The following is a 14,027-nucleotide window of genomic DNA, read 5'->3' as shown; positions in this document are numbered from 1 at the left end:
GTCAATCGTTCAATTTAGTGCGCCGCAGGCGGCGCCTCGCCCGACGGGGAGTCGCCCCCACAGTCCTCACGAATGCGCACCGTGCCCAGTTCGGCCCCGAAGGCCTCGCCCAGGGCCTGTACCACCGGGTCCTCGCGCATCGTCGTCTCGGCGCTAGCCTGACGCTCGGCTGCGTCTGCCGCAAGCCGCGCGGCGGGCGTGGCCTCCGATGGCTGTGTCTGGTCGACAATCTCCAGCCGGACCGAGTGCCCGAGGCGTTCTTCCAGAGCCTCCTTCAGGCGCACCCGGGTCCGCTCGGTATACAGCGTACCCGGAGCCAGGGCGATCACGACGCCTTCGTCATCCAGCTTCTTCAACTCGCCGTGCCGCGCGAGTTCGCGCACCGTCCCGGTCGGCAGGCCTTCCGTAAAGCGATACCAGTCAAAGGCCCCGGAATCCGGCTCCCGGACCACGGACGGCGCAGCGGCCGCTGGCGCCGGGGACGTGGCGGGCTCGGCGTCCCGGGGCGATTGCGCGGCGGTCGGCCCGATAGCCGGGCCGGGTTCCGGCTCGCGCACCTGTTCCTGTACCCGTTCGCGCGACGATTCTGGCACGGGGGGCGGAGTCGGTCGCGCCCCCGTGGTGTCCGGCCGGGCCGCGGCCGAATCCCCACCCTGGCCGGATCGCGGCGCGGCCAGGGTCCCGCCCGGGCGCTCGTTGGGGACAGCGCCCTCACCGGGCGCTTCCGGCCGAAAGGCCAGCAGGCGCAGCAGGGTCATTTCCACCCCCATCTGCGCATCCGGCGCCCAGGGCAGATCGCGGGCACCGTGGATCAGGATCTGGTAGGTCAGCTGCACGCTCTCCGGATCCACCCGTGCGGCGGTCTCGCGCGCCCAGAGTCGGGCAGCATCCTCGTCCGTATCCACGCCATCACCACGAACCACCTGCTCCACCGCTACGCGATGCGCCAGGCCTGCGAGCTCGTCCAGCAGGCGAGCCCAGTCGGGGCCCAATTCCTTGAGTTCCTGCAGCCCCCGCATCAGGCCCGGTCCATCGCCGGCAAATACCGCATCCAGCAGCCCGGTCAGGCGGGTTCGCGGCAGCAGGCCCAGCATGTCGCAGGCATCGGCCTCGGTCAGGCGATCGCCACCGTAGGCGATGGCCTGGTCGGTCAGGCTCAGCGCATCGCGCATGGAGCCCTCGGCCGCCTCGCCCAGACGCAGCAGTGCGCCCGGTTCGGCCTGCAGGCCTTCGGCCTCGAGGATGCGCGTCAGGTGCTCGGCAATCAGCGCCGGCGGCATCGGCTTGAGGTTGAACTGCAGGCAGCGTGACAGCACGGTGACCGGCAGCTTCTGCGGATCCGTGGTGGCGAGCAGGAATTTGACGTGATCCGGCGGCTCCTCCAGCGTTTTCAACAATGCGTTGAAACTTTTCTCGGAGAGCATGTGTACCTCGTCAATCAGGTACACCTTGAACCGGCCTGCGGTCGGCGCATACGAGACGTTGTCCAGCAGCTCGCGGGTATCGTCCACCCGGGTGCGCGACGCGGCATCGACCTCGATGAGATCCAGATGCCGGCCCTCCGCGATCTCGACACAGGAGCGGCATTCACCGCAGGGGGTCGGCGTGACGCCTGATTCGCAGTTCAGGCAGCGCGCGAGGATGCGGGCGATCGTGGTCTTGCCCACGCCGCGCGTCCCGGCAAACAGGTAGGCATGGTGCAGACGATCCCCGCTCAGGGCATTGGCCAGGGCACGTACCACATGCGGTTGCCCGACCAGGTCCTCGAAACGACCGGGGCGCCATTTGCGGGCCAGAACCTGGTGACTCATGCCTCCCCCGTCAGTGCAGTCTTGCGCGTGCCCGCGTGCGGGGCCATCACCGCAGGAATCGGGGCCGCAGGGAAAAGGTGGTGGCCCGCACCCGCCACACCCCGGCGCCCGACGCAGCTGCTACCGTTGCTCCCTTCCGGGCCTGGCGGGGTTCACAGCCTGTCGTCGCGAGGGGACTGATACGGACCACCATAACGCGGTCCACGAATCGAGATGAACTCGAAATCGGGATCGCAAGCTTCCGGGTTTGTCCGGGTGACGTCAAGCATACCCAATAGTCGTAAACTAATGACGCAATAGAAACATAAAACTGGATCAATCAACGATCAGCCCTTAGCCTGATCCCCGTAGTCGGGAACTACCCCGACCGAACAGAAATCTGCATCCCTGACTGACGACAAGATTAAGAAGGAGGACCCCCTATGGAACTCGAGAATCGTGAAGGCCAGCGCGTACCGGAAGTCACCTTCCGCTGCCGCAAGGACAACGACTGGAACGACGTGCGCTCGGAAGACCTGTTCAAGGGTCGCAACGTGGTCGTTTTCGCCCTGCCGGGCGCGTTCACCCCGACCTGCTCCTCGGCCCACGTGCCGCGCTACAACGAGCTGGCGCCGGTGTTCAAGAAGCACGGCATCGACGAGATCGTCTGCATCTCGGTCAATGACGGCTTCGTGATGGAGGCCTGGCAGGCCGACCAGCAGGCCGACCGCGTGACCTTCATCGCCGACGGCAACGGCGAGTTCACCGAGCAGATGGGCATGCTGGTCGACAAGAGCGACCTCGGCTTCGGCTGGCGCTCCTGGCGCTACTCCATGCTGGTGCGCGACGGCGTGATCGAGAAGCAGTTCATCGAACCGGACGAGCCGGGCGACCCCTTCGTGGTCTCCGATGCCGACACCATGCTCGCCCATGTCGCGCCGGATGCGGCCTGCCCCGAAGACGTGGTCGTCTTCACCAAGCCGGGCTGCCCGTACTGCGCCAGCGCCAAGGAGATGCTGGAGAACGCCGGTCTCGACTATGAAGAGATCGTACTGGGTCGCGACGCCAGCCTGCGCAGCCTGCGCGCCGCCACCGGTGCGATGACCGTGCCGCAGGTGTTCGTCGGCGGCCACCGCATCGGCGGCTCGGACGATCTGCAGGAGTGGATCTCCCGCGAAAAGCGGGCGGCGTAAGCCGTCTCTGCCCCTCGGGGCGGGTTCTGTCCCGCCCCGGGTGGTCACCCGGAACATGGGTGGCCATCCGTGTCCGGATGCCCGCACAGACGGACGTCCGGACACGGATGGCAGATCCTGGCGCCCGCGCGAAACGCGGCCGTTATGTAACACTTTCACCGAAACCTTCAAGGAATCGAAATGGAACACTACGACATCATCGTGATCGGCGGCGGCAGCGGCGGCTTGGCAGTGGCCGAGCGCGCCGCGCCGCACGGCGCACGCGTGGCCGTGTTCGATCCGAAACCGCTCGGCGGCACCTGCGTGAACGAAGGCTGCGTGCCGAAAAAGCTTACCTGGTATGCCGCAGAACACGCCGCTCAAGCCCGCGGGGCGCATGAATTCGGCGTGGATGTCGAGATCAAGGGCATCCGCTACGCCGATCTGGCGAACCAGCGCCAGGCCATGCTGAAGGACCTGAACCAGTTCTGGGCCGGGTACCTGGAAAAGCTGGACGTAACCCACATCCCCGAGCGGGCCCGACTGGCCGACAGGAACACGGTGGTCACTGACAGCGGCACCGAATACACCGCCGAACGCATCGTGCTGGCGATGGGCGGCGCCCCGATCGTGCCGCCGCTGGACGGCGCCGAACTGGGTGCAACCTCGGACGACTTCTTCGAGTGGACCGAGTTGCCGGCCTCCATCGCGGTGATCGGCGCCGGCTACATCGGCCTGGAAATGGCCGGGATGCTGCGCTCCCTGGGCGTGAAGACCGACGTGGTCGCGATGGAAGACCGCGTACTGGAGATGTTCGACCCGATGATCTCGCACGTACTGGACCAGCACATGGAGCACCAGGGCATGGGTCGCCATCTGGGCGTGAAGGTCGCCGGCCTGGGCGGCAAGCCCGGCGCGGTGACCGTCAAGCTCGAGGGTGGCCAGGAGCTGGGCCCGTACGAGAAGGTGCTGTGGGCGGTGGGCCGCAAGCCCGTCACCGGCGATATGGGACTCGAAGACGCCGGGGTCGAACTCGCCCCTGACGGCACCGTCCCGGTGGACGAGTGGCAGGCGACAAACGTCGACGGCATCTACGCCCTGGGTGACATCATTGGCAAGGGCCCGCTGACCCCGGTTGCGATCGCGGCCGGTCGCCGACTGGCAGACCACTGGTATGCCCCGGAGAGGAAGCCGGTGCCGGTGGACTACGACCAGATCCCGACGGTCACCTTTACCCACCCGACCGCCGGCATGGTCGGGCTGACCGAGCCGCAGGCCGTGGAACGGTTCGGTAAGTCGGTGCGCGTCTACGAAACCCAGTTCGGCGGTCTGGACCGCGCATTTGCCGAGGGAGACGTCCCGCCGGTTGCGATGAAGCTGGTCTGTGCCGAAGAGAATGAAAAGGTCGTCGGCATCCACATGATCGGCGCGCACGTGGACGAGATGCTGCAGGGCTTTGCCGTGGCCGTGCGCATGGGCGCGACCAAGCGCGACCTGGACCTGACCATCCCGTTGCACCCGACCAGCGCCGAGGAACTGGTGACCCTGAAGGAGTCCCGCCCGGGCCGCCAGGAGGGACTGGCGGAGGCCGAGGCCGCTTGAACAAAAGCCCGTCCGCAAACGACAAAACGCCGCCCCTGTGCAAAGCGCCGGGGCGGCGTGCCCGTGTTGCCCTGGGATCCGGCGGTCCGGAGCTGCTCGATCGCCAATACCCGTCAGGCCTCCGTAGCGGCCTGCACTGGACTAGAAGCGCCAGCCCAGCGAAGCCGTAAAGGCGTCGACCTGGTAGTCGCTGTCGAAGTCATAGCGCTCGTACTCGGCACGAATCAGGAATGCATTCAGGTTGACCTGCATCCCGACACCGTAGACCGGATCGAACCCGTCCTGACTGCGCAGTGTACGACCCTCGTCTCCCAGGTTTCCGCGCACATCTGCGTCCCATTTCGCCGCACCGACCTTCGCGAAGGCCTCCACATACGGCCCGATCGGCAGCTTGCCAAGGACGCTGGCGCCGTAGGCCGTGGAACGGACAGTCGAGTGCGCACCGTCCTCGTCCCCGCGGAGGTGGACCTCGCCGAGGTCGGTATAAAATCCTTCGACCGCGAAGTACTCATTGAAGTTATAACCCACAAACCCGCGCCAGACATTGTCATCGTCATCGATGCTGTAATCCGACGTCCCGGAACCGATGAAATCGGCGACCTCGTCGCTATCGTTCTTCAGTGAACTGAAACCGGTACCCAGCCCCATATATACACCTGTCGTGCGGTCGCGCTCTTCTCCCGTGCGCTCCCGGTCCTGTTGCTGACCCTGCTGCTGCGCCAGCACGTTCTGGGAACCGAACAGAACGAGCGTCGACACCGCAACACTGGCAATCAGATATCGTTTCATCTTCATCTCCTTAGCATTTGCAATTCCTGTCCGAAAACGGAAAACGAAAAACGAACGGAGATGATTCTTGACGCAATCAAGGCACTTCGAAAGGTTCGATTATTGAACCCAATCATATTAAACGACCGGACATTACGATGAGCCGAAGAATCATTGACCCAGTGCACACGGCACCTTGGCTCACGATGTCCCTCGCACACATGCGGAGGCGCACTGATATGATGGCGTTCCCCATAAACGCAAAAAAAGCTGGGGCGCGGATGACCACCCGCTCGTGGCCACCCGCGCCCCAGCCTTCTGGGTTGACTCACTACGAGCTAATCAAAACGAATGGGATTGCCATCCCGGTGTTCGTCGTAGTAGTCATCTTCGTACTGCTCTTCGTTCTCTTCTTCTTCGCGCTGCACGTCGTCATCGTCGTCGCGCTCATCTTCAATCCATCCGCGCGCTTCGTCGCCGGATTCCTCGACCGCATCCACTGCATCTTCAACCGTCTCGTCGAAGCCGTTACCGGCGTCGTCCGCCGTATCCGGATCGGAGCAGGCCGCCAGGAACAGCAGCCCGGCGGCTGCCAGGCCCATGCCAGCCCAGCGGAGACCAGGATCCCTATGGGTTCTCTTCATTACGCACCTCGTCCATCAGCTCGTTGATCCTGGCCGCGATCTTTTCCCGGCTCTCGCCGTACTTTTCGCGGATTCGGGCGGCCAGCTCTTCCACATTGCCTTCGGCCTCCATTACTTCATCGTCAGTCAGGCGGCCCCATTCCTGTTTCAAACGCGCTTTCAGGCGCTCACTACGGCCGATCCTCTGATCTCTATTCATGCTTCGCCCTGCTGCGTTTAATGTGCGTTTTCGTCGGTGGGTACGAAAGGCTATGCCGACCATCCAAAGATGACATTAACGTGTAGACAAATGCTGCTCCGAAGATCAAAAAGTGAGAACCGAGACAAGCTGCTGGCCTCGGCCCGCGCAAAAGCGCGGACCATGCCCTAGACTTCAGGCGCGAGTACAACCGAAAAAGGAGTGGACGATGCTGGGATGGGCACTGATGTTCTTGATCGTCGGGATCGTGGCCGGCGTGCTGGGCCTGAGCGGCATTGCCGGGGCGGCGACCAACATCGCCTGGATTCTGTTCGTGGTGGGCCTGATCCTGGCGGTCATCTTCTTCATCACGGGGCGCCGCCCCCCGCTTTAGGGAGCCCCTGATTGAACCGCGCATCCGCGCTCGAGGCGAAGTGAAGCCTCGACAACGCCCGGCCTCGCGTCGGGCGTTTCGTTTTCGGGCCATGGGGCGCGAGATCAGTGCTGCCGCACCCCGTTTGCCTCGCAGTCCGCATCGGCCGGATTGAACCCGGAGAAACGCACCAGCCCGTCCAGATCATGGATGCGGATTGCCCCGTCACCGGTGCGAACGAGATCCCACTTTCGCAGCAGGCTGAACGACCGGATCACATGCACCGCGGACATGCCCAGCGCATCCCCCAGCAAACCCTGACTCATGGGGAGCCACACCTCCTGTAACGGGCGCTGCAGTCGAACCTTCATCTCGAGAATACAACCTTCCGGCAGCGTCATCGCGGACGGCTTTGTTGTTGCGCCAGGTGATCGTGTCACGCAACGAAACACGGGTGTTACCTTGCGTAACACGCATCAAGAAAGTCGTACATCCAAACGACTGATTCCCAATACTGGCCACTCTTGGCGTACTTTTTGCTAGGAATGGGTGATTTCGTGAACCCGTTCACCCAGGGAAATGCGCCACCGCCATGACCGATGCGCTTGACAGCACCCGGGAGTTCCTCAGCGCCCACGCCCCGTTCGACCAGCTCGAACCCGACGCGCTGGACTTCCTGCTGCCGCGTCTGGAGAGCCGCTTCTACGCACGCGGGGCCCGTATCACCGACCCGGATGCCGGCCCCGCACGCCGCTTCCACATCATCCGCCAGGGCCGTATCCGTGGCGAGACCCCCAGCGAAGACGAGCAGCTCTCGGGCAAGGCCTGGGAACTGATCCCCGGCGAGTGTTTCCCGATCGGCGCCCTGCTCGGCCGCCGCGCCGTCCACACAGTGCATCGCGCGGTCGAGGACACGGTCTGCCTGGAGCTGGACCTGGAGGACTTCGATCGCCTGCGTTCCCGGTCCCGCGTCTTCAACGACTTCTGCACACGACGCCTGGCCAACCTGCTGGACCGACTGCAACAGGGCCTAGACACCCTGTCCAGCCGTGACGGGGGCGCAGCCGGGCAGCTGAACACCCCGCTTGCCCTGCGCATTGCCCGCGGCCCCGTGACCTGCCGCCCGGACACGCGCCTGCGCGAGGTACTGACCACCATGCGCGACGAGCGCGTGGGCTCCGTGGTCGCGGTGGACGACGAACGGCGCCCGGTCGGCATCTTCACCCTGCATGACCTGCTGGCACGGGTCGCGCTGGAGGATGTCGGTCTGGACACCCCGCTGGACGCGGTGATGACGCCCGACCCGGTCGCACTGGAGGAGAGCGCACCGGGCTTCGAGGGTATCGAGGCGATGACCGAACACGGGATGACGCACCTGTGCGTGGTACGCGACGGTCGCCTGGTCGGCGTGCTCGGCGAGCGCGACCTGCTGACCAGCCAGCCCCTGACCCTGGACGGCCTGGTGCGCGAGATCCGCCGCGCCGACAGCGTGGCGGCCATTGCCGAGCGGCTGCGCCAGGTACCGCGCCTGATCGAGGCGGTCGTCGGCCAAGGGGCCGAGGCGGATCAGGTACTGCGCCTGATCACACGCCTGAACGAACACGCCACCCGCCGCGTACTGAGTCTGCTGCGTCCGCAATACGAGGCGATTGAAGGGATCGACTTCACCTGGCTGGCCTTCGGCTCCCAGGCGCGCGAGGAGCAGGCCCTGGTCACCGACCAGGACAACGGCATCCTGTTTGACGCGGAGATTGGCGATACGGACACGATCCGCGAGCGCCTGCTGCCCTACGCCCGGGCCGTGAACGAGGCACTCGCCGAATGCGGCTTCATGCTGTGCCCCGGCAACATCATGGCGGGCAATCCGGAGTGCTGCCTGAGCGGCCCGGAGTGGGATCGGCGCTTTACCCGCTGGATCGAGCAGGGCACGCCCGAGCACCTGCTCAAGAGCACCATCTTCTTCGATCTGCGCGCGGTGGATGGCGACCACGGCCCGGTGGAGGCCCTGCGCACGCAGCTGCTGCAAAAGACCGCCTACAACAGCCGCTTTCGCCGCCAGATGGCAGCCAACCAGCAGGCCTTCCGCCCGCCGCTGGGGCTGTTCGGCGAGATCAGGAGCGGCGCGGACGGCATCGACATCAAGAAGCAGGGGCTCACCCCGTTCGTGGATGCGGCGCGCCTGATCGCGCTGGCCGCGGAGCTGCCGGCCACCCGCACCCACGAGCGTCTCGACCAGGCCGTGACCGCGGAGGTGATGCGCGAATCCGACGCCCGCGACTATCACGCCGCCCTGCGCTATCTGCAGATGCTGCGGCTGCGCGCCCAGCAGAAGGCGCTGCGCGAAGGGCGCGACGACGACAACCGAATCCGGCCGGAGGAACTGGGCACCCTCGAGGGGCGCATCCTCAAGGAGTCCTTCCGGCAGGCCCGCAAGCTGCAAGGCCAGCTTGAAGTGCAGTACCAGCTGTGACGAATCGCATAGACGAGTCACGGCGAACAATAAAACCTATGAGAGGAGCTACGTCATGTCACAAGAAGACCTGAGCCGGCAGGCCTACTGGCGCGCGCACCTGCGCCTGTTGGCGATCTGCCTTGCCATCTGGTTTCTCGTGTCCTTCGGGCTGGGGATCATTCTGGCCGCACCGCTGAACGCATTCTCCATCGGCGGGTATCCGCTGGGCTTCTGGTTCGCCCAGCAGGGCGCGATCTACACCTTCATCATCCTGATCTTCGTTTATGCCTGGCGCATGAACGTCCTGGATCGCAAGTACAACGTCCACGAGGAGTAAGCCTGTCATGGATCAACAGACCCTGAGTCTTCTCGTGGTCGGGGCGACCTTCGCCCTCTATATCGGCATCGCCATCTGGGCGCGTGCCGGTTCGACCAGCGAGTTCTACGTCGCCGGCCGCGGCGTCAACCCGATTGCCAACGGGATGGCCACCGCCGCGGACTGGATGTCCGCCGCCTCGTTCATCTCCATGGCCGGCCTGATCGCGTTCCTCGGCTTCACCGGGGGCGCCTACCTGATGGGCTGGACCGGCGGCTACGTGCTGATGGCCCTGCTGCTGGCCCCGTACCTGCGCAAGTTCGGCAAGTTCACGGTGCCGGAATTCATCGGTGACCGGTTCTACTCGAAGGTCGCGCGCGTGGTGGCGGTCATCTCGCTGCTGGCGATGTCCATCACCTACGTAATCGGGCAGATGCGCGGCGTGGGGATCGCGTTCTCCAACATCCTCGAAGTGCCGCTGGCCATCGGCCTGCTGTCCGGCATGGCGGTGGTGTTCATCTACGCGGTGCTCGGCGGGATGAAGGGGATCACCTACACCCAGATCGCGCAGTACGTGATCATGATCTTCGCCTACACGGTACCCGCGGTCTTCATCTCGCTCACGCTCACCGGCCAGGTGTTCCCGCAGATCGGCCTGGGCTCGACCCTGCAGGGCGAAGACACCTACCTGCTGGAGGCCCTGGACCAGACCATGGTGGATCTTGGCTTCACCATGTACTCGGCCACCGAGGGCGGCATGAGCATGCTCAACATGTTCCTGCTGACCCTGGCGCTGATGATCGGTACCGCCGGTCTGCCGCACGTGATCATCCGGTTCTTTACCGTTCCGCGTGTGCGCGATGCGCGCAAGTCCGCCGGCTGGGCGCTGGTCTTCATCGGCATCCTCTACACCACCGCCCCGGCGGTCGGTGCGATGGCGATCTGGAACCTCGTCAACACCGTGCATCCGGGCGAGATCGGCACCGAGGAAGGCCACCTGGCCTACGAGGACAAGCCGGCCTGGATGGAGCGCTGGGAACAGACCGGTCTGCTGGCGTTCGAGGACAAGAACGAAGACGGCCGCATCCAGTACTACAACGAGGACAATGAAGAGTTCGCCGCGATGGCGGAAGAGGAATACGGCTGGGAAGGCTCCGAGATCGTGACCCTCGACCGCGACATCATGGTGCTGGCCAATCCCGAGATTGCCGGGCTTCCGGGCTGGGTGATCGCGCTGGTGGCGGCCGGTGGTATCGCGGCGGCCCTGTCGACCGCGGCCGGGCTGTTGCTCGCGATCTCCTCGGCCATCTCGCATGACCTGCTCAAGGGCGTGTTCATGCCCAGGATCAGCGAACAGAACGAGCTGCTGGCGGGACGTATCGCCATGGCAGGCGCAATCCTGTTCGCCGGGTATCTGGGGTTGAACCCACCGGGCTTTGCGGCCGAGGTGGTAGCACTAGCCTTCGGTCTGGCCGCGGCCTCGCTGTTCCCGACCCTGATGATGGGCATCTTCATGAAGAAGATGAACAAGGAAGGCGCGATCGCCGGCATGCTGGTCGGTCTGGTGACCACCCTGCTGTACATCTTTACCTACAAGGGGTGGTTCTTCTTCTCCGGCACCGCCATGCTCCCGGATACCGAGGAGTACTGGCTGTTCGGCGTGAACCCGACCGGCTTCGGCGCCATCGGCGCGGTGTTCAACTTCGTCGCAGCCTACATCGTGATGAAGCTGACCAAGGAGCCGCCGCAGCATATCCAGGAGCTGGTGGAAAGCGTGCGTGTCCCGCGCACGGACAACCCGAGCTGACACCGTGCCCGGTCATGCCGCCGGCATGACCGGGCCTGTCGGCCCATCATGAACGGATATGCATGACGAACGTCCATGCAAGAAAGGGGGCCCAGTTCCCCCGGGGGTCGGCCCGGCGCATGCCGGGTCGACTTTTTTCCTTCGGGACAAGCCTCCAGCGGCCGCACTGGCCGTTGCAGGCTTGCTCTGAGCACCATCCACCCCGCGAAGACGGCTGTCCGGAACGCACATGAACGGTGAACTGGAAGAAATTCGCGAATTTCTCGAACGCTGCCCGGAGCTCGCGCGGCTGCCACCCGAGACCCGCACGAGTCTGGTTCGCCGCCTGACGCTGCGCTATCTGCGCGAGGACAGCCCGTTCCCGCCCGAGGACACGCCCCCCGACGAGCTGTGGATCGTGCGCACCGGGGCCGCCGAGCTGTACGACGCCCGGGACCAGCTCCAGGACCGTCTGGGCGAAGGCGACCTGCTCAACACCACCCACGCCGCCAAGCTGCATGGTCGCGTCACCGAGGATGCCCTGATCTATCAGCTGGAGGCCGGTCGCGCCCGCGACCTCGCCGGCCGGGACGAGGCCTTCCGCGAATTTGTCGAGGTCAGGTCCGACCGTCTGCGGGCGCCGGCCACGACTTCGCCGGCGGGCGAGCGCAGCCTGCTGACCACTCCCGTGCGCGCCCTGATGACGCCGCGACCGATCATGTCATCAACCCGTCTCACGCTGCGCGAGGCGGCCCAGCGCATGACCGAGGCCGACATCTCCGCTTTGCTGCTGCACGACCCCGGGAAGGAAGACGTCCCGGTGGGCATCCTGACCGACACCGACCTGCGGCATGCCCTGGCCGAAGGCACCGATCCAGCCTGCAGCGTGGCCCGGTGCATGGCTCAACCGGTTGCATCGGTCAGCCGCGATACCCCAGCCTTCGAGGCGCTGCTGCACATGGCTCGCCGCGACATCCATCACCTGGCGGTCACCGATGGCGACCACGGCCCGCTGGCTGGGATCCTCTCCAGTACCGACCTGATCCGCCATCAGGGGACCAGCGCGGTATACCTGGTACGCGACCTGCGCCGCGCCGATGACCTCGACGCCCTGCGCGACGTGATGCGTGCCCTGCCCAGCCTGCAGGTACAGCTGGTCGAAGCCGGGGCCGACGCGACCCAGATTGGTCAGACCATCACTACGGTGATCGACACCCTTACGCAGTGCCTGATCGAACAGGCGGAAACGAAGCTCGGCCCCGCGCCCGCCCGGTATGCCTGGCTGGCCAGCGGCAGTCAGGGGCGCCACGAACAGACCGTACACACCGACCAGGATACGGCTCTGGTCTATGACGACACGGCACCCCCCGATGCGGACGAGTGGTTTCGGCGCCTGGCCGACGAAGTCAGCGAAGGCCTGGCAGCCTGCGGCATCCGTCGCTGCCCGGGTGATGTCGACCCAAGCCAGCCGCACTGGCGACGCACCACCAGCGACTGGGAGCGCGAGATACGGCGGGTCATGAGCCACCCCTCCCCGCGCGATGCCATGCTCGCCGGCCATTACCTGGATCTGCGGGTCATTCATGGCCCGACGAGCCTGTTCGAACCCATGCGTCACGCGGCGCTGGAACAGGGCAGTCGCAGCGAGGCCTTACTGACCGCCCTCGCCGACCAGGCAAGGGATCTGCGCCCTCCGCTGGGGTTCTTTCGCCAGTTCGTGCTCGAACGTGGTGGCGAACACGCCGACACCCTGGACCTGAAGATGCGCGGCCTGATGCCGATCGTAGCACTGGCCCGCGTGTTCGCCCTGCGCGCCGGGTCGGATGCTCGCGGCACCCTTGAAAGACTGCGGGCCGCCCGCCATGCAGGCGTTCTGTCGGCGAGCACCGGAGCCGACCTGATCGACGCCTGGCAGTTCATCGCCACGTTGCGCACACGCCATCAGGGCGCCCAGATTCGACGGGGGCTCGCCGCCGATAACGCGCTGGCTCCGAACGACCTGTCAGGACTGGAGCGCAGCCACCTGAAGACCGCCTTTCGCCTGGTGGCTCATGCCCAAAAGGCCACCCTGGCCCAGGCCGAGCAGGTGCACGGATGACCCACCTCTTGCCACTCGGCGCCGGGGCCGTCTGCTAATGCCCTGTCCACGACCGGAGGACACCCCGTGGGCACGCCCCATAGGACACTGGCGGTTTTGCCGACGCCGACAGCAGGCCGCCCGGCGCGCGCCAGCAGGGGCGCTGCGGGCCTGCCTGGAGTCGGCCCTGCCACCTGCCAGGCAACCCGTCGCAGAATGCCATTTTCTCGCGGTGGACCTCGAAACCACGGGTCTCGACCCGGAACGGGATGTCATCCTGAGTATTGGCTGGGTCGCCATGGACGGCATGCATATCGACCTGGCCACCGCGGATCAACGGCTGGTACGGGCGGATTGTCCGGTCCCCGAACAAAGCGCGGTCATCCACCGCATCACCGACCGCAAAGCGGCTGGCGGAACCACCGTGGACAGCGCCCTGGAGGCCCTGTTCGAGGCACTCCAGGGGCGTATTCTGGTCGCCCACCACGCCGCGCTGGAACTCGGCTTCCTGGAGGAGGCATGCCACCGCCTGTACGGTGTGCGCCCGCCACTCCCGGTAGTCGACACCCTGCGCCTGGCAGAGCGCCAGCTGCGGCGAGCGGGACGCCCGATCCCGGTGGACAGCATGCGTCTTCACACCCTGCGCACACGCTACAATCTGCCGCAGTACCGCGCGCACGATGCGCTATTCGATGCCCTGGCCGCGGGAGAGCTGTTTGCCGCCCTGGTCAGCCGGTTCTCGCCGGAAGCAAAGGTCCCGCTGGAGCGTGTGCTCTTCCGTCCCGGATGGTTCTGGTGACGCGGAAGCACACGATCGGCATGCTATCCTATCCCCCCATAATCCCGTGGTTTTCATGCCACCCCGAACC

13 protein-coding genes and 1 other RNA gene are annotated in these 14,027 nt (G+C 65.5%); 8 read left to right on the top strand and 6 right to left on the bottom strand.

From position 1 onward, the window contains the following. Nucleotides 1–14 precede the first annotated feature (14 nt). Both dnaX and ffs read right to left on the bottom strand, forming a co-directional pair. The gene (gene dnaX / locus C995_RS0104030; RefSeq protein WP_018863713.1) at nt 15–1,811 is read right to left on the bottom strand and encodes a DNA polymerase III subunit gamma/tau; all 1,797 of its coding nucleotides are present in this window, start codon (nt 1,809–1,811) and stop codon (nt 15–17) included. Nucleotides 1,812–1,896: 85 nt separating this feature from the next. Next, an RNA gene (ffs, locus tag C995_RS13835) (signal recognition particle sRNA small type) lies at nt 1,897–1,993 on the bottom strand. Nucleotides 1,994–2,233: 240 nt separating this feature from the next. On the opposite strand from ffs, the gene C995_RS0104025 reads away from it, so the two are divergent. Next, on the top strand, nt 2,234–2,983 hold the full coding sequence (locus C995_RS0104025; protein WP_018863712.1) for a glutathione peroxidase: 750 nt from the start codon (nt 2,234–2,236) through the stop codon (nt 2,981–2,983). Between the two features lie 180 nt (nt 2,984–3,163). Continuing rightward, on the top strand, nt 3,164–4,564 hold the full coding sequence (gorA, locus tag C995_RS0104020) for a glutathione-disulfide reductase (RefSeq protein ID WP_018863711.1): 1,401 nt from the start codon (nt 3,164–3,166) through the stop codon (nt 4,562–4,564). A gap of 141 nt (nt 4,565–4,705) precedes the next feature. On the opposite strand, the gene C995_RS0104015 is transcribed toward gorA, so the two are convergent. The 3 genes from C995_RS0104015 to C995_RS0104005 form a co-directional block, all read right to left on the bottom strand. Continuing rightward, nucleotides 4,706–5,353, bottom strand: coding sequence for an outer membrane beta-barrel protein (locus C995_RS0104015; RefSeq protein ID WP_019624637.1), 648 nt, complete (start codon nt 5,351–5,353; stop codon nt 4,706–4,708). A gap of 317 nt (nt 5,354–5,670) precedes the next feature. Beyond that, complete coding sequence (locus C995_RS0104010; RefSeq protein WP_018863709.1) at nt 5,671–5,934, bottom strand: hypothetical protein; 264 nt, start codon at nt 5,932–5,934, stop codon at nt 5,671–5,673. Between the two features lie 25 nt (nt 5,935–5,959). Continuing rightward, complete coding sequence (locus C995_RS0104005) at nt 5,960–6,175, bottom strand: CsbD family protein (protein ID WP_026278933.1); 216 nt, start codon at nt 6,173–6,175, stop codon at nt 5,960–5,962. Between the two features lie 208 nt (nt 6,176–6,383). On the opposite strand from C995_RS0104005, the gene C995_RS14475 reads away from it, so the two are divergent. Then, the gene (locus C995_RS14475) at nt 6,384–6,548 is read left to right on the top strand and encodes a DUF1328 domain-containing protein (protein ID WP_012983227.1); all 165 of its coding nucleotides are present in this window, start codon (nt 6,384–6,386) and stop codon (nt 6,546–6,548) included. Nucleotides 6,549–6,652: 104 nt separating this feature from the next. Here the strand turns inward: C995_RS14475 and C995_RS0103995 are convergent, their stop codons facing one another. Then, nucleotides 6,653–6,898, bottom strand: coding sequence for a helix-turn-helix domain-containing protein (locus C995_RS0103995; protein ID WP_081618862.1), 246 nt, complete (start codon nt 6,896–6,898; stop codon nt 6,653–6,655). A 221-nt stretch (nt 6,899–7,119) separates the two neighbouring features. Here C995_RS0103995 and C995_RS0103990 point away from each other — a divergent pair, with 221 nt between their 5' ends. The 5 genes from C995_RS0103990 to C995_RS13530 all read left to right on the top strand — a co-directional run bounded on the left by C995_RS0103990 (nt 7,120) and on the right by C995_RS13530 (nt 13,957). Next, complete coding sequence (locus C995_RS0103990) at nt 7,120–8,997, top strand: DUF294 nucleotidyltransferase-like domain-containing protein (RefSeq protein ID WP_018863706.1); 1,878 nt, start codon at nt 7,120–7,122, stop codon at nt 8,995–8,997. Between the two features lie 55 nt (nt 8,998–9,052). Continuing rightward, nucleotides 9,053–9,316, top strand: a complete 264-nt coding sequence (locus C995_RS0103985) for a DUF4212 domain-containing protein (protein WP_012983230.1) — start codon at nt 9,053–9,055, stop codon at nt 9,314–9,316. A gap of 7 nt (nt 9,317–9,323) precedes the next feature. After that, nucleotides 9,324–11,102, top strand: coding sequence for a sodium:solute symporter family protein (locus tag C995_RS0103980; protein WP_018863705.1), 1,779 nt, complete (start codon nt 9,324–9,326; stop codon nt 11,100–11,102). Nucleotides 11,103–11,331: 229 nt separating this feature from the next. After that, nucleotides 11,332–13,179 carry a putative nucleotidyltransferase substrate binding domain-containing protein gene (locus C995_RS0103975; RefSeq protein ID WP_018863704.1) on the top strand — a complete coding sequence of 616 codons (1,848 nt, stop codon included), beginning with the start codon at nt 11,332–11,334 and terminating at the stop codon, nt 13,177–13,179. Nucleotides 13,180–13,216: 37 nt separating this feature from the next. Beyond that, entirely contained in the window at nt 13,217–13,957 is a 741-nt protein-coding gene (locus C995_RS13530; RefSeq protein ID WP_038080616.1) for an exonuclease domain-containing protein, read from the top strand. The last annotated feature ends 70 nt before the right edge of the window (nt 13,958–14,027 follow it).

Source organism: Thioalkalivibrio sp. ARh3, from assembly GCF_000377265.1.
Taxonomy (GTDB): Bacteria; Pseudomonadota; Gammaproteobacteria; order Ectothiorhodospirales; family Ectothiorhodospiraceae; genus Thioalkalivibrio; species Thioalkalivibrio thiocyanoxidans.
The sequence above is the reverse complement of the archived record's forward strand: the minus strand, read 5'-3'. Positions and strand labels throughout refer to the sequence as shown.